This window comes from Acidovorax sp. AC410 (assembly GCF_979253235.1).
Map to the genome: position 1 here is coordinate 748822 of NZ_CEEDCG010000001.1, position 13790 is coordinate 762611.

18 protein-coding genes are annotated in these 13790 nt (G+C 66.0%); 12 read left to right on the top strand and 6 right to left on the bottom strand.

The genetic code is table 11. From position 1 onward, the window contains the following. Positions 1-11 precede the first annotated feature (11 nt). Both AC0IZS_RS03410 and AC0IZS_RS03415 read right to left on the bottom strand, forming a co-directional pair. Positions 12-671 (bottom strand): 3-oxoacid CoA-transferase subunit B, encoded by a 660-nt coding sequence (locus AC0IZS_RS03410; protein ID WP_471634358.1) that lies wholly within the window; start codon positions 669-671, stop codon positions 12-14. A gap of 26 nt (positions 672-697) precedes the next feature. Beyond that, positions 698-1399 (bottom strand): 3-oxoacid CoA-transferase subunit A, encoded by a 702-nt coding sequence (locus tag AC0IZS_RS03415; protein WP_471634359.1) that lies wholly within the window; start codon positions 1397-1399, stop codon positions 698-700. A 122-nt stretch (positions 1400-1521) separates the two neighbouring features. Between AC0IZS_RS03415 and AC0IZS_RS03420 the strand changes: the two genes are divergently transcribed. Together AC0IZS_RS03420 and AC0IZS_RS03425 are read left to right on the top strand one after the other, a co-directional pair. Continuing rightward, a complete protein-coding gene (locus AC0IZS_RS03420) occupies positions 1522-2322 on the top strand; it encodes an IclR family transcriptional regulator (RefSeq protein ID WP_471634360.1) in 801 nt (266 codons plus the stop codon). Between the two features lie 111 nt (positions 2323-2433). Continuing rightward, positions 2434-5520 carry a VIT domain-containing protein gene (locus AC0IZS_RS03425; protein WP_471634361.1) on the top strand — a complete coding sequence of 1029 codons (3087 nt, stop codon included), beginning with the start codon at positions 2434-2436 and terminating at the stop codon, positions 5518-5520. 15 nt (positions 5521-5535) lie between these two features. On the opposite strand, the gene AC0IZS_RS03430 is transcribed toward AC0IZS_RS03425, so the two are convergent. Continuing rightward, positions 5536-5766, bottom strand: a complete 231-nt coding sequence (locus AC0IZS_RS03430) for a hypothetical protein (RefSeq protein ID WP_471634362.1) — start codon at positions 5764-5766, stop codon at positions 5536-5538. Between the two features lie 291 nt (positions 5767-6057). Here AC0IZS_RS03430 and AC0IZS_RS03435 point away from each other — a divergent pair, with 291 nt between their 5' ends. After that, positions 6058-6348, top strand: coding sequence for a hypothetical protein (locus AC0IZS_RS03435; RefSeq protein WP_471634363.1), 291 nt, complete (start codon positions 6058-6060; stop codon positions 6346-6348). Between the two features lie 90 nt (positions 6349-6438). Beyond that, on the top strand, positions 6439-6873 hold the full coding sequence (locus AC0IZS_RS03440; RefSeq protein WP_471634364.1) for a DUF1841 family protein: 435 nt from the start codon (positions 6439-6441) through the stop codon (positions 6871-6873). 184 nt (positions 6874-7057) lie between these two features. Here the strand turns inward: AC0IZS_RS03440 and AC0IZS_RS03445 are convergent, their stop codons facing one another. After that, on the bottom strand, positions 7058-7723 hold the full coding sequence (locus tag AC0IZS_RS03445) for a cytochrome c4 (RefSeq protein WP_179683561.1): 666 nt from the start codon (positions 7721-7723) through the stop codon (positions 7058-7060). Positions 7724-7832: 109 nt separating this feature from the next. On the opposite strand from AC0IZS_RS03445, the gene AC0IZS_RS03450 reads away from it, so the two are divergent. The 8 genes from AC0IZS_RS03450 to AC0IZS_RS03485 all read left to right on the top strand — a co-directional run bounded on the left by AC0IZS_RS03450 (position 7833) and on the right by AC0IZS_RS03485 (position 12413). Continuing rightward, positions 7833-8687: an AAA family ATPase gene (locus AC0IZS_RS03450; RefSeq protein WP_057201805.1), complete on the top strand. Its 855-nt coding sequence runs from the start codon at positions 7833-7835 to the stop codon at positions 8685-8687. Positions 8688-8770: 83 nt separating this feature from the next. Beyond that, complete coding sequence (locus AC0IZS_RS03455; RefSeq protein WP_436216705.1) at positions 8771-9031, top strand: hypothetical protein; 261 nt, start codon at positions 8771-8773, stop codon at positions 9029-9031. A gap of 11 nt (positions 9032-9042) precedes the next feature. Beyond that, entirely contained in the window at positions 9043-9636 is a 594-nt protein-coding gene (locus AC0IZS_RS03460) for a GNAT family N-acetyltransferase (RefSeq protein WP_471639460.1), read from the top strand. Between the two features lie 44 nt (positions 9637-9680). Continuing rightward, positions 9681-10868 carry a vWA domain-containing protein gene (locus AC0IZS_RS03465; protein WP_057267916.1) on the top strand — a complete coding sequence of 396 codons (1188 nt, stop codon included), beginning with the start codon at positions 9681-9683 and terminating at the stop codon, positions 10866-10868. A 97-nt stretch (positions 10869-10965) separates the two neighbouring features. Further along, positions 10966-11532 carry a hypothetical protein gene (locus AC0IZS_RS03470; RefSeq protein WP_471634365.1) on the top strand — a complete coding sequence of 189 codons (567 nt, stop codon included), beginning with the start codon at positions 10966-10968 and terminating at the stop codon, positions 11530-11532. A 4-nt stretch (positions 11533-11536) separates the two neighbouring features. After that, positions 11537-11779, top strand: a complete 243-nt coding sequence (locus tag AC0IZS_RS03475) for a hypothetical protein (RefSeq protein ID WP_471634366.1) — start codon at positions 11537-11539, stop codon at positions 11777-11779. A gap of 51 nt (positions 11780-11830) precedes the next feature. After that, positions 11831-12157: a hypothetical protein gene (locus AC0IZS_RS03480; protein ID WP_471634367.1), complete on the top strand. Its 327-nt coding sequence runs from the start codon at positions 11831-11833 to the stop codon at positions 12155-12157. A 13-nt stretch (positions 12158-12170) separates the two neighbouring features. Further along, the gene (locus AC0IZS_RS03485) at positions 12171-12413 is read left to right on the top strand and encodes a hypothetical protein (RefSeq protein WP_471634368.1); all 243 of its coding nucleotides are present in this window, start codon (positions 12171-12173) and stop codon (positions 12411-12413) included. A 99-nt stretch (positions 12414-12512) separates the two neighbouring features. Here the strand turns inward: AC0IZS_RS03485 and AC0IZS_RS03490 are convergent, their stop codons facing one another. Together AC0IZS_RS03490 and AC0IZS_RS03495 are read right to left on the bottom strand one after the other, a co-directional pair. Further along, entirely contained in the window at positions 12513-12944 is a 432-nt protein-coding gene (locus AC0IZS_RS03490) for a hypothetical protein (protein ID WP_471634369.1), read from the bottom strand. Positions 12945-13138: 194 nt separating this feature from the next. Beyond that, entirely contained in the window at positions 13139-13624 is a 486-nt protein-coding gene (locus tag AC0IZS_RS03495; RefSeq protein ID WP_471634370.1) for a DUF4279 domain-containing protein, read from the bottom strand. Positions 13625-13790 lie beyond the last annotated feature (166 nt).

The window sequence follows — 13790 nt, forward strand, 5'->3', positions numbered from 1 at the left end:
GACGAAAGGGGTCAGGCGGCAGCGAGCAGTGGCAAGCCCACCAGGCGTTCGAGCTCGGCATGCGTGAGCCCGTCCACCATGTCGATGACCTGCACGCCCGCTGGCGTGCATGCCAGTGTGCACAGGTCGGTGTAGATGCGCTTGACGCAGGCGACACCGGTGAGCGGGTAGCTGCACTGCGCCACCACCTTGCTGGCGCCCTGCTTGGTCAGCAGGTCCATCATCACCCAGGTCTGCTTGGCGCCGATGGCCAGGTCCATGGCGCCGCCCACGGCGGGTATGGCGCCGGGCTCACCCGTGCTCCAGTTGGCCAGGTCGCCCGTGGCCGAGACCTGGAAGGCGCCCAGCACGCAGATGTCGAGGTGGCCGCCGCGCATCATGGCGAAGCTGTCGGCGTGGTGGAAGTAGGCGCCGCCGGGCAGCAGCGTCACGGGCTGCTTGCCGGCGTTGATGAGGTCATAGTCCTCGCTGCCCGCGGCCGGTGCCGGGCCCATGCCCAGGATGCCGTTCTCGCTTTGCAGGATGACTTCGCGGCCTGCGGGGATGTGGTTGGCGACCAGGGTGGGTTGGCCGATGCCCAGGTTCACGTAGGCGCCATCGTGGATGTCCTGCGCCACGCGGCGGGCCAGGTCGTCCTTGCTTCGTTTTTGGTAGCTGGTGGGGGTGGTCATGGTGGTGTGCACTCGGTCCGCTGGGTTCAGGCTGTCTTCTTGATGCCGCCGGCTTGCGTGGCGACCCGGTCGATGCGGACGACATGCGTCACGTGGATGCCGGGGGTGACGATGGCTTCGGGGTCCAGCGCGCCCAGTTCCACCACTTCATGCACCGTGGCGATGGTGGTCTTGGCGGCCGTGGCCATCACGGGGCCGAAGTTGCGGGCCGACATGCGGTAGGTGAGGTTGCCCCAGCGGTCGCCCTTGTCGGCCTTGATGAGGGCCACGTCGCCGTGGATGGGGTACTCCAGCACGTAGTGCTTGCCGTTGATCTCGCGCGTCTCCTTGCCTGCGGCCAGCTCGGTGCCGTAGGCCGTGGGGCAGAAGAAGGCGCCGATGCCGGCCCCGGCGGCGCGCAGGCGCTCGGCCAGGTTGCCCTGGGGCACCAGCTCCAGCTCCAGCTTGCCGCTGCGGTAGAGCTCGTCGAAGACATAGCTGTCGACCTGGCGCGGAAAGCTGCAGATGATCTTGCGCACCTGGCCGGCCTTGAGCAGCGCGGCCAGCCCGTGGTCGGCATTGCCGGCGTTGTTGTTGACCACGGTGAGGTCGCGCGCGCCCTGGGCGATGAGCCCGTCGATCAGCTCACCGGGAATGCCGGCCGTGCCGAAACCGCCGATCAGCACCGTGGCACCATCCTTCACCCCGGCCAGCGCCTGGGCCACCGAGTCTGCAATCTTGTTGATCATTGATCTGCTTTCCTGAGAATGGAGGGAAGCTGCGGCGGGTTTGTCTCACACCTGCAACTTCTTCTTGATTTTGTTCGCCTAAAGAACAAATGTTCGCTAAAAGAATTATAGTCACACCGTCCATGAACACCCAAACTGCGCCCGCCAAAGACCCCAAGCCCAGCGACAGCTACGTGCAATCCTTTGCACGCGGGCTGGAGGTGATTCGCTCGTTCAGTGCCACGGCACCGCAGCAGACGCTGAGTGAAGTGGCCGCGCAGACCGGCCTCACGCGCGCCGGGGCCCGCCGCATCTTGCTCACGCTGCAAACGCTGGGCTATGTGGAGACCGATGGCCGGCAGTTCCGCCTCACGCCGCGCATCCTGGACCTGGGGTTTGCCTACCTGTCGTCGCTGCCCATCTGGAACCTGGCCGAGCCAGTGATGGAAGACCTGGTCGAAGAGGTGCGCGAGTCGTCCTCGGCCGCCGTGCTCGACGGCCTGGACATCGTCTACGTGCTGCGCGTGCCCACGCACAAGATCATGCGCACCAACCTGGGCGTGGGCTCGCGCCTGCCTGCATGCTGGACGTCGATGGGCCGCGTGCTGCTGGCCGCCCTGCCCGACGCGGAACTGCAGGCCCGACTCGAAGCCCACCCCCTGCAGCGCTGGACCGAGCACACCGCCACCGACGTGCCCACCCTGCTCACCCGCATCCGCCAGGCGCGCCAGCAGGGCTGGTGCCTGGTGAACCAGGAGCTGGAGGAGGGGCTGATCTCGATAGCCGCCCCGCTCACCAACCGCACCGGCCAAACCGTGGCCGCGCTCAATATCAGCGGCCAGGCCAACCGCACGAGTGCCGAGGTGATGCAGGAGACGATGCTGCCCGCGCTGCTCAAGGCGGCAAAGATGATCTCGCGGATGATGGGCTCGCCGCGCGGCTGATCTGTCGGGTTTGTCACGGAAACGGGCGCCGCGTGGTCGGCGCGGTGCGCGCGGCACGGGTCCACGGCCCTATCGTGCAGCTCTGCCCACTCGCAAGAGAGCGACATGACCATGACGACCACCCGTGCCCCCGCACCCGCGCACCACCGGCCCTGGCAGCGCACGCTGCTGGGTGTGCTCTGCGCCCTGGCCTTTCTGCCGCTGACGGCGCCCGTGGGCGCCCAGCCCGAGCAGCCAGTGCAGCGCTTTCTCACAATGCCCTCACCCCAGGGCCATGTGCAGCCCCCGCGCGTCCTCACTTGGCAGACACCTGCAGCAGCCACGCCCATCGAGCTGCGCCGCCTCGACGTGCAGGCCACCATCGTCGGGCGCATCGCGGCCACGCGCATCGAGCTGGAGTTGTTCAACCCCAACGGGCGCCAGTTGGAGGCGCAGCTGCAGTTCCCCCTGGCCGAGGGGCAGAGCGTGACCGGCTTTGCGCTCGATATCGACGGCGAGCTGCGCCCGGCCGTGCCGGTCGAAAAAGCCAAGGGCCGCCAGGTCTTCGAAGACATCACGCGCGCCCGCGTGGACCCGGCCCTGCTCGAATCGGTGGGTGGCAACCACCATCGCCTGCGCGTCTACCCGCTGCCAGCCCAAGGCAGCCGGCGCGTGGTGCTGGAGCTGAGCGAGGTGCTGCCCAACGCCGCCGCGCCCGTGTGGCGCCTGCCCCTGGGTCTGCAGGCGCCGGCCACTCGGCTCGATGTTTCGGTGCGCGTAGCGGGCGTGGCGCCAGGTGCCGTGAAGGCCCAGCTGGGCACGCTGGGCATGGCGGCCCGCGCCGAGGGAGCCGACACGCGCATCGCCCTGGTGGGCGCGCAGAACAGCCGGGGCGAAGAGCTGCGCGTGGAGCTGCCAGGGGCCTCGTCCACCTGGTTCTCCCGGCCCCAGCCCCTGGTGGCCAAACAGCGGTTTGACGGCGCCAGTTATTTCTATGCCGAGGTGCCCGTGGCCGCACGCAGTGCCGAGCGCGCGCGGCCCGAGCGCGTGGGTCTGGTGTGGGACGCCTCGGGCTCCGGAGCCGGGCGCGACCATGCGCGCGAGCTGGCGCTGCTGGACGGCTGGCTGCGCCGCCTGGGCACGGTGGAGGTGCTGTTGCAGCCCGTACGCGACGTGGCCGGGCCCATCGAGCGTTTCAGCGTGCAGGGCGGCAACTGGTCGGCCCTGCGCGACCGGCTCAAGGCCATGGCCTACGACGGCGCCACCCAGGCCGCCGCGCTGCGCGCGCCCGAGGGCGTGCAGATGGCCCTGGTCTTCAGCGACGGGCTGGGCAACTGGGGCGCCGCCAGCAACAACAACAACAACAGCGGCGACGCCACCGCCCTGCCCGCCCAGCCCGTGCCCACCTATGCGCTGAGCGCCAGCGCCGGCAGCAACGCGGCCGGGCTGCGCCGCATGGCCGAGGCCAGTGGCGGCGGCTACCTGGACCTGCTGGCCGTGTCCACCGCCCAGGCGCTCGACGCGCTAGCCCAGCAAGCACCGCGCGTGCAGGTGGCCACCAGCGAGGGGGCCGACGACGTGGAGCTGGCCTCGGCCCTGCCCGAGCAGGGCCGCATCGCGCTGGCCGGGCGCTTTACCGGGGCCGAGGCCATCGTCACCCTGCAGTGGTCGCTGCCCGACGGCAAAAGCGAGACGCGCAGCCTGCGCATTCAGGCTCCCACCGCCGAAGTCATCACCGCCCCCGGCGTGGCCGCCCACCGCTGGGCCGCCCTGCGCATGGCCCGGCTCGAAGCCGAAGGCGAGCGCCAGCTCGCCGCCGTGCGCCGCCTGGGCCAGGCCTTTCGCATCGCCAGCCGCGAGACATCGCTGATCGTGCTTGACACCGTGCAGGACTATGCGCGCCACGACATCGAACCACCGCCTGCGCTGCGTGCCCGCTGGGCCCAGCTGCGCACCGACACTGCCAGCCGCGAAGCGGCCACCCGCGCCCAGCACTTGGACCGCATCGCGCGCCAGTTCGACGAGAAGCTGGCCTGGTGGGACAAGGACTTCCCCAAGGACGATGCGCCGCCCAAGCTGAAGGAGCAGGCGCGCGGCGGTGCGGTGGGCATGTCGATGGCACCGCCACCGCCTGCGCCTGCAGCGCTCCCCAAGCTGGAGTTCGCCCCGCAGCGCAACAGCCCGATCGCGCCCACGGGCACCCGCGGCCTGAGGCTAGAGGCAATGCCCTTCGCGCCCGGTGCCGACGCCCTGGCCGCAGCCCCTGCGCGGTCTGCAGGTGCGCCACCCTCAGCCTCCATCCAGCTGCGCGCCTGGCAGCCCGATGCGCCCTACCTGCGCCGCCTGCGCGCGGCCGGATCCATCGAAGACCTGGAGGCCATCTACCTCGACGAGCGCCCCTCGCACACCAACAGCACCGCGTTCTTCCTCGACGTGGCCGACCTGCTGTACGAGCGCAGCCAGCCGGCGCTGGCGCGGCGCGTGCTGTCCAACCTGGCTGAGATGGAGCTGGAGAACCGCCACGTGCTGCGCATCCTGGCCTACCGGCTGCTGCAGGCGGGAGACACCGCCGTGGCCCTGCCCGTGCTGCGCAGCGTGCTGGCGCTGGCGCCCGACGAGCCCCAGTCCTGGCGCGACCTGGGCCTGGCGCTGGCCAAGGCCGGCCAGCCCCAGGCGGCGGTGGACCAGCTGTGGCAGGTGGTGGCAAAGCCCTGGGCCGGCCGGTTCCCCGGCGTGGAGCTGGTCGCGCTGGCCGAGCTCAATGCCATCGTGGCCCAGGCCCAGACCGATGGAAAGACAGTGAACACGCAGGCGGTGGACCAACGGCTCCTGCGCAACCTGCCGCTGGACTTGCGCGCCGTGCTGGCCTGGGATGCGGACAACACCGACATTGACCTGTATGTGTTGGACCCCAATGGTGAAGAAGCCTATTTCGGCAACCGCCTCACCTACCAGGGCGGGCGCATGTCGGCCGACTTCACGGGCGGCTATGGGCCCGAGGAGTTTTCATTGAAGCATGCCAAGCCCGGCACCTACACCGTGCGCGCCCGCTTCTACGGCCACCGCCAGCAGGTGGTGGCCCCGGCGACGACTCTGATGCTGCGGCTGTCCACCGGCTTCGGCACGCCTGCGCAGAAGGACGAGGACGTGGTGCTGCGCCTGACGGGCCGGGGAGACACCGTCACCGTGGGCAGCTTCACGATTGGCCCCAGGCCTTGAGGCCAGGGGAGGGGCTTAACTGCGGCGCCGAAACCCCAGCACCAGCACCACCGCGCCCAGCGCCATGGCGCCCACGCTCAACCACTGGGGCACGTTGACGGACTCTTTCTCCTTCACCTTGAGCTCCAGCGGGCCGAGCTTGGCCTGGGTGGTTTCCTTGGTGAAACTGAAGCCGCCGGTGAAGAAGCCGGCCAGGCCGACGACGAGCAGCAGGGCCCCGATGATGCGCGTTGCGTTGTTGTTCATGGCAGTTTCCTTGGATGGTGGTTTGTGTGTCTGGCTGTCTTGGGATGTATCGCGCGGTGACCAACTGTGTGCATCCCCCGCGGTTCCAATGTAGGTGGGGGCCCGGGGCGGGCCCGTAGGACAGATTCGCCCCACCCTGTGCAGCAAATTCGCCAGCCACCCACCAGCCACCTGGCCGGGTGCGCCGAGGACGTTCCGCCACATTGGCACCAAGCTGGCGCAAAAGCCCGAGCGCAGCGGGCTGGTAATTTGGCACTACCGCTTGTCACGGCAGACTGCTAGATTGAAAGCATGACGTTCCCTCCAGGCTCCCGCTGGCTGGGCCTCGCGGTACTGTTCGCGTGCTGCGCGGCCATTTCGGCAACCACCACCGCCGCCACGGATTACAACTCCGTGGTGTTCACCCTGTACCGCAACAGCGCCGTCAATGGCGCGCTGCGGATGCATGTCGCCACCTTCGACGCTGCCGATGGCAAGGCCTACAACATGGCCAACTGCAGCAATGCGGCGGACCTGTTCGAGGGCCAGCCTGGGGTCAAGACCCGCTTCTGGTGCGAAACGGGCCGGTACAAGCAGCGGTAATCAGTTCGCCAAACCGCCCTGCTGCGCCGCCGCGCGCATACCCCCGCGCTCCACCCCGGCACGCCGTGCGTGCTACGCTGCGGCCCCAATATGTTCAACCCGTCACAAGCCGACGTGCGCCGCTTTCTCTGCGGCGTACACGCCAAGTCCCAGAGCGGCGCCCCCATGGAGGCCATCGAGACGCTGGCCAGCCTGTGGATCGCCGAGCACCCCGAGTACCACCCCGATTTCTCCGATGCCGAGGTCGCCGTAGCCCGCAACTACGACGAGACGCCAGACCGCACCAACCCGTTTCTGCATCTGTCGATGCACCTGTCGATCAGCGAGCAGTGCAGCATCGACCAGCCGCGCGGCATCCGCCAGGCGGTGGAGCTGCTGGCCAAGCGCCTCGATTCGCTGCACGACGCCCACCACGCCACCATGGAGTGCCTGGGCCAGATGCTGTGGGAGAGCCAGCGCTCGGGTCGCCCGCCGGACGGCGATGCCTACATCGCCGCCGTGCAACGCAGAGCCACCCGGGACTGAGGGCGCGGCCAATAAAACTCTTCTGGCGTCGTTGCAGCGTCTTGTCGTACTGCTCGTACTGCCTGCGACGCAGCGCCTAGCCAGAACCGCTTCGCTGAGTTTTCTTGGCCGCTCGGGGCCTACACACGGCCCCAAAGAAAAAGCCCGCAATTGCGGGCTTTTTTCTCTAGGGCGCTGCGAGGGCTCAGCGGAAGCGCGATTGCGGCACCGTGTGCATGTCGCCTTCCAGGCTGCCCAGGTAGTTGGCCAGGGCCTTCAGTTCGTTGTTGGTGAACTGCTTGGCCACGCCAGCCATGATGGCGTTGTTGCGGCCCAGGTTGGGGTTCTTCTCGGCCTTGTACGACTTGAGCGCCACGAACAGGTAGTCGGCGTGCTGGCCGGCGATGTGCGGGTACGAGGGGTCGATGGGCTTGGCGAAGTTGTCGCCATGGCATGACACGCAGGCGCCCTTCTTGAGCAGCTCGGCCACCTGTACGCTGGGTTCGCGCTTGGGCTTGGCTGGCAGCTCTGCAGCGCCGGCCTTGCCGTGCTGTGCGTAGTAGGCCGACACGTCGGCGATGTCCTGGTCTGTCAGCGAGTCGGCAATGCCGCGCATGGTGGGGTGCTTGCGGTCGCCCTTGCGGTAGGCGTCGAGCGCCGAGGAGATGTAGGCACCGCTCTGGCCCGAGATCATGGGCACCTTGTGGATTTCAGGAAAGCTGGCCTGGTAGCCCACAATGCCATGGCAGCCGATGCACATGGCGATCTTCTTTTCCCCCGCTTTCACATCGCCCTTGACTTCCTGAGCGTGGGAGAAGGCGGTCACAGAAGCGACAGCCAGGGCAAATATCGTGGTCAACGTCTTGTTCATTTTGCGCGCACAATCTCGTGGAAGTTCAGCCTGAGGGCTCTGCTTAACCGGGCAATTATAGCCAGCGCCTGTCAAGCCCATTCATCAACGATCCGGTGTTTTCCCTGCCATGAAATTCCAAGGTTCCCAGAACTACGTTGCGACCCAAGACCTGATGCTGGCCGTGAACGCTGCCATCACCCTGCAACGCCCGCTGCTCATCAAGGGCGAGCCGGGCACCGGCAAGACCATGCTGGCCGAGGAAGTGGCCCAGGCGCTTGGCATGCCGCTGCTGCAATGGCACATCAAGTCCACCACCAAGGCGCAGCAGGGCTTGTACGAGTACGACGCCGTGAGCCGCCTGCGCGACAGCCAGCTCAACGATGGCGACAGCAGCCAGCGCGTGAAGGACATCCGCAACTACATCATCCAGGGCGTGCTGTGGCAGGCCTTCACGGCTGACCGGCCCGTGGCGCTGCTCATCGATGAGATCGACAAGGCCGACATCGAGTTTCCGAACGACCTGCTGCGCGAAATCGACCGCATGGAGTTCTACTGCTACGAAACGCGCGAGCTCATCAAGGCCAAGCACCGCCCGCTGGTGTTCATCACCTCCAACAACGAAAAAGAGCTGCCCGACGCCTTTTTGCGCCGCTGCTTCTTTCACTTCATCAAGTTCCCTGAAGCCGACACCATGCGCCAGATCGTGGCGGTGCATTTCCCCACGCTCAAGGCCGACCTGCTCAGCGTGGCGATGAAGACCTTCTACGACGTGCGCAACCTGCCCGGCCTGAAAAAGAAGCCCTCCACCAGCGAGCTGCTCGACTGGCTCAAGCTGCTGGTGGCCGAAGACATCCCCCTGTCGGCACTGCAAAGCGCCGACAACAAGGTGGCCGTGCCCCCGCTGGTGGGCGCGCTGCTCAAGAACGAGCAGGACGTGAGCCTGTTCGAAAAGCTGGTGTTCATGAACCAGAGGAACCGCTGAAAAACTGCTGACCCCACGCCGCGCCGCCCTGGGGCGGCGCAGCGGCGGACCGTACCGCAGATCTCCACACGAGCCACCCACCCATGACCCAAGCAAACACCCCCTCGCTGATCGACGGCGTAGCCGACGCCATCGGCTTTCTCGGCGGCGCGCTGGCCGGCTTCTGGCTGGGCCAGTGGATGGGCCTGGACATCTTTGCGCCCGGCTACGGCGCCACCACGCTGGGCGGCATCGCCCTGGTGAGCGTGGGCGGCGGCCTGGGCCTGCACGCCGCACGGCGCTGGCAGCTGCAGCGCCGGCAAAAGCAGGCAGCTGCTGCAGCAGCACAACCCCCCAAGGAATAAGCCGCATGTCGATGTTGTTCGTGCAACCCGTCACCCTGCGCGACCAGGGCCTGCGCCTGGAGCCCCTGGCCCTGCACCATGAAGCCGGCCTGCAAGCCGCTGCGGCCGACGGCCAGCTGTGGACGCTGCGCGTGACCTCGGTGCCCGAGCCGCAGGACACGCGCGCCTACATCGAGACGGCCCTGGCCACGCGCGACCGCTTTGCGTTTGCCGTGGTCGACGAGGCCAGCGGCACCGTGCTGGGCAGCACCAGCTACCACGACATTTTGCCCGCCGTGAAGCGCGTGGAGATCGGCTACACCTGGTACCGCCAGAGCGTGCAGCGCAGCCACGTCAACACCACCTGCAAGCTCCTGCTGCTGGGCCACGCCTTCGACACCCTGGGCTGCAACGTGGTGGGCTGGCGCACCGACAACTACAACTTCGCATCGCAGCGCGCCATCGAGCGCCTGGGCGCGCACAAGGACGGCGTGCTGCGCGGCCACGCCATGCGCCGCGACGGCACCATCCGCGACACGGTGATGTACAGCATGCGCGCCGGCGAGTGGCCCGAGGCCCGCGCCCAGCTCATCTACCTGCGCGCACGCCGCGAAACCGCGGCCTGACACCGCCCGACGACGACCCTGCCTGACCGAGGAGGCACCCCACCATGCTCATCGATTTCTTCTACACCCTGCGCGCGGCCAAGCTGCCCGTGTCGGTCAAGGAATACCTCACCCTGCTGGAGGCGCTGGAGGCCGGCGTGGTGGGCCCCCGCTCCGACGACTCGTGGAGCCTGGACGATTTTTACAACCTCTCGCGCCTGACCCTGGTCAAGGACGAGAAGCACTACGACAAGTTCGACCGGGCCTTCGGCGCTTACTTCAAGGGCGTGGAGATGCTGGCCGACTTCACCAAGGAGATCCCGGCCGACTGGCTGCGCAAGATCCTGGAGAACGAGCTGACCCCCGAGCAAAAGGCCGCCATCGAGAAGATGGGCTGGGACGAGCTGATGGAGACGCTGAAAAAGCGCCTCGAAGAGCAGAAAGAGCGCCACGAGGGCGGCAGCAAGTGGATCGGCACCGGTGGCACCAGCCCCTTTGGCCACGGCGGTTACAACCCGCAGGGCGTGCGCATAGGCGGCGCCGGCAAGAACAAGAGCGCTGTGAAGGTATGGGAGCAGCGCGCCTACAAGGACTATGACGACCAGCAGGAGCTGGGCACGCGCAACATCAAGGTCGCGCTGCGCCGCCTGCGCAAGTTTGCGCGCGAAGGCAACGACCTGGAACTGGACCTGCCCGACACCATCCGCAGCACCGCGGCCAACGCCGGCTACCTCGACATCAAGATGGTGCCCGAGCGCCACAACAACGTGAAGGTGCTGCTGCTCATGGACGTGGGCGGCACCATGGACGAACACATCCAGCGCGTAGAAGAACTGTTCAGCGCCGTGAAGACCGAGTTCAAGCACCTGGAGTTTTACTACTTCCACAACTGCGTGTACGACTTCATGTGGAAGAACAACCGCCGCCGCTTTGCCGAGAAGTTTCCCACCTGGGACATTATTCGCAAGTACAACAAGGACTACAAACTCATCTTCGTGGGCGACGCGACCATGAGCCCGTATGAGATTTTGCAGCCCGGTGGCAGCGTGGAATACAACAACGAAGAACCCGGTGCCGAGTGGATCCAGCGCCTGACCCACGCCTTCCCCAAGTTCGCCTGGATCAACCCCGAGCCCCAGGGCGTATGGCAGTACCGCCAGAGCATCAGCATCGTGCAGCAGTTGATCGGGAATCGAATGTTTCCGTTGTCGTTAAAGGGGTTGGAAGAGACGATGCGGTTGTTGTCGAAGTGAGGGATTGGTGGAGGGAGCCGCAAGACGTGCAGGTGGTCAGAAGAAGGATAAGAGCCCGGGAAGTTCTGGGCTGGATGGGCTGGTTGGTGGCCCCCTTGTGGGCGGCATCCAGTGCGTTCCATTCGTGCTGATGATGTTTTTTGTCGTTTTTGGGGTGCAGTCCAGCCTGGTGGAGATTCCCCCCAAGGACCAGCTCACCCGGGTGGACGGGCGGCTTCTGGCGCGCTACGACACGTGGCCGAGCAAGAGGTCGCAGTATGCAACCAGGGTACGCAGCGCGGACGGGGTGGTGCACCGGTGCAGTTGCGCCCTGGGCTGGTCGTCCACATCCAACTGCCTTGACGAGAACGATGTCCGATTGAACGACCAGTACGCCGAGCACCTGCGCAGCCAACAGGTGTCGCTGCTGATGGCGCCGGCATCGATGGGCGGCGGCGGCCTGTGCTACGAGCTGACCAACGCGGAGAAGACCTGGTTCGGCTACGAAGAAAAAGCCCGCAGGTACGCGGCCATCCAGAACGGCTGGGGACCGGCCCTGTCATGGGTGCTGCTGGTTCTGCTCGGGGCCTTCATCGCCATCCGAGGGATATTTTTCCGAAGGCAAAAGCCTCTCGATGGCGTGCCCCATGGCACCCCATGGGCAGCCCACCACTCCAAGGAATGAAAGTATGCGGGAGACAAGATGGCTGGCGTGGTTCTTCCTGGTTGTCGGGGGCTGCGTGTTCCTTTTCAGCGCCTGGGGGGCCGTCACCCTGGCCGCACCGCCGCCCACGCAGTCGTTGGTGCGGGGCGCCATGGCGCAGGCACTGGGGGCCGCATTGGGCACGCCCGCCGGCCTTGTCGTGTACCACCTCATCTGGGCAGCGCTGGGTGCTTGCATGGCCTGGGTGGCCGTGAAGCTGCGCAGGTAGCGCCGCAACGGAGTCAGGCGTGCTGCAGCCGCAAACTGAAGGTGCCTTCGTTTGTCTATATTACTGATCATCGAGCGTGAGATCGACGGCGCCACCGTGACATCAACATATCCGCTCTCGACGGAGGATGTGTTCAATGCAGTTTGGCTGCAAGGTGCAGAGAAAATCGGTGCGCAATGGATCCCATTGTTTTCATCGGGTGTCCCCCTCGATCAAGATGACATACCCGCTGTCTGCGATGAATTGCGAGCTCTCCAGAACTGGGTCTCGACCGCATCGCCAAATCCGGTGCACGAATACATAAGCACCCGAATAGAAATGACCATTGAAGCACTTCAGACCACGATCTCTCTTGTGCCCCGGCCCACCACCATCTGAATTGGTTGACACCATGGGCAGAACGTGCGGATCGTCGCTGCACCGCGATGCGCTTCTCGGCAGTGAGGTGGCTGCTTGCTACTACTGCTTTGGGACGTTCGCGCCTGGCGCCATCAGGGAATGGTGCGATGGCGACAACCAGGACCAGACGGCCATCTGCCCCCAGTGCGGCGTCGATGCCGTGGTGGGCTTCAACGGGCCGCCGGACAAGGCGTGGCTGCAAGCCACCCATGCCAGGGCCTTCGGTTCGGTGTGAAGCTTCGCTTCAGGCCCATCGCAGCCACGGAAGACACTCGCCGTTGAATCGCCATAGACCATATCTTGAAAGTGAGATGCGAGCCGGCGCGGTGCGTGGTCAGACATCCATGGATGAATGGTGGCTTCCCTCAGCCAGAATCCACCCGCTCAATCCATAGGAGCTGGATAACTCGATGCACCTTAGCTGCATGGAAGAAAGCGTCTGAAGCGATTCTTCTCGTTCGACTTCCACTGGGCGCTTCGGATGAGGGACCGGGCGCCAGAATTTGGGCCAGCCCCATTTGCATTCGGCCTCGAAGCGATCAGTCCACTCCGTCAAAAACTCCCGCAGCGGCCGCTCTTCGAACGAGTACACGATGTTGCCGCCCAGGTCGTGCTCCAGGAAGTAGCACTCGACCCCGGAAAACCCAAGCTTCGCCCGCTTTGGTTCGGCGCTTGGGTCATAGGGCCACTCCAGATCAAAGACCAGCTCGCGGCGTTTGCCATCGACAGCGTAGCCAGTGATATGAAAATCGTGCCAGGAGTGCATGTTTTTTGACGCCAGACGTTCTGTAGAGAGTGCTACCCATGCCAGTCGGCTGGAGAACCTTGCGAGGCCCTTGTATACCCGCGTCCGGGCTGTAGCCGTCATCGTAGCAGTGGCCAGGGTGGGCCCCACGCAGACCTTCTAGGTGAGGCCATGCCCACTGCGCTGCGCCACGCCGCTCAGGTGCTGCGCCCTGCCTACACGCACGTGAAGTTGAAGGAAACCCCCAGGTTCAACTCCCGAAGAAGGTGCAGGGAATCACTCTCCACCGTGAGGTACGGATACGGGCTTTCAGAGAAGCACCCAAGAACCAACTCGGCACTGGATGACAGCGCGATGAGCTGTCGAAAATAGTCCTGGTGCGGCGCGATGGTCTGCCAGAGCCATTGCAGGTGTGCGTCCAGAGAGGCAACGCCGCCCAATGGCGAGTCCAGGCGCCATATATCCTCTTGCCATCGCTTTCCGGCAAACCGTGGCTCGCCCTTGCGGACAGCACGGGTGGGCTCGATGCCCGTCCTGAGCTGCATGGCATCGTGTTGCTGGCCGATACCGGCAATGCGCAGCGATGCATCGAAGCGATAGAGGCGGGGTGTCCCCCGGTAAGCAGGGTCGGCAAGAATTTTGTCCCGGCGCCGCACGCCGCGTTCCACGCGCCGCCGGACCGTGGTGGAGATACGGGCCATCTGATTCCTTCTGACTTGGGTGTGATGCGCGAGCCCCCGGGGGCAGTGCCGCCAGGGTATCAGCAACCGCACTGCCCACCGGCACCTCACCCCGCCTCAAACCGTTCCCTTCACAGCCCCCTTGAGCGTGCGCACGAAGGTCTCCATGCTGGGCGAGTCGGGCACG

Bases quoted from the DNA above. Each gene is read 5' to 3' on its own strand.
- AC0IZS_RS03465 (WP_057267916.1), top strand. From the start codon at position 9,681: ATGCTCATCGATTTCTTCTACACCCTGCGCGCGGCCAAGCTGCCCGTG.
- AC0IZS_RS03415 (WP_471634359.1), bottom strand. From the start codon at position 1,399: ATGATCAACAAGATTGCAGACTCGGTGGCCCAGGCGCTGGCCGGGGTG.
- AC0IZS_RS03440 (WP_471634364.1), top strand. From the start codon at position 6,439: ATGTTCAACCCGTCACAAGCCGACGTGCGCCGCTTTCTCTGCGGCGTA.
- AC0IZS_RS03425 (WP_471634361.1), top strand. From the start codon at position 2,434: ATGACGACCACCCGTGCCCCCGCACCCGCGCACCACCGGCCCTGGCAG.
- AC0IZS_RS03485 (WP_471634368.1), top strand. From the start codon at position 12,171: ATGGGCAGAACGTGCGGATCGTCGCTGCACCGCGATGCGCTTCTCGGC.
- AC0IZS_RS03410 (WP_471634358.1), bottom strand. From the start codon at position 671: ATGACCACCCCCACCAGCTACCAAAAACGAAGCAAGGACGACCTGGCC.
- AC0IZS_RS03495 (WP_471634370.1), bottom strand. From the start codon at position 13,624: ATGGCCCGTATCTCCACCACGGTCCGGCGGCGCGTGGAACGCGGCGTG.
- AC0IZS_RS03490 (WP_471634369.1), bottom strand. From the start codon at position 12,944: ATGCACTCCTGGCACGATTTTCATATCACTGGCTACGCTGTCGATGGC.
- AC0IZS_RS03445 (WP_179683561.1), bottom strand. From the start codon at position 7,723: ATGAACAAGACGTTGACCACGATATTTGCCCTGGCTGTCGCTTCTGTG.
- AC0IZS_RS03450 (WP_057201805.1), top strand. From the start codon at position 7,833: ATGAAATTCCAAGGTTCCCAGAACTACGTTGCGACCCAAGACCTGATG.
- AC0IZS_RS03455 (WP_436216705.1), top strand. From the start codon at position 8,771: ATGACCCAAGCAAACACCCCCTCGCTGATCGACGGCGTAGCCGACGCC.
- AC0IZS_RS03460 (WP_471639460.1), top strand. From the start codon at position 9,043: ATGTTGTTCGTGCAACCCGTCACCCTGCGCGACCAGGGCCTGCGCCTG.
- AC0IZS_RS03420 (WP_471634360.1), top strand. From the start codon at position 1,522: ATGAACACCCAAACTGCGCCCGCCAAAGACCCCAAGCCCAGCGACAGC.
- AC0IZS_RS03435 (WP_471634363.1), top strand. From the start codon at position 6,058: ATGACGTTCCCTCCAGGCTCCCGCTGGCTGGGCCTCGCGGTACTGTTC.
- AC0IZS_RS03430 (WP_471634362.1), bottom strand. From the start codon at position 5,766: ATGAACAACAACGCAACGCGCATCATCGGGGCCCTGCTGCTCGTCGTC.
- AC0IZS_RS03475 (WP_471634366.1), top strand. From the start codon at position 11,537: ATGCGGGAGACAAGATGGCTGGCGTGGTTCTTCCTGGTTGTCGGGGGC.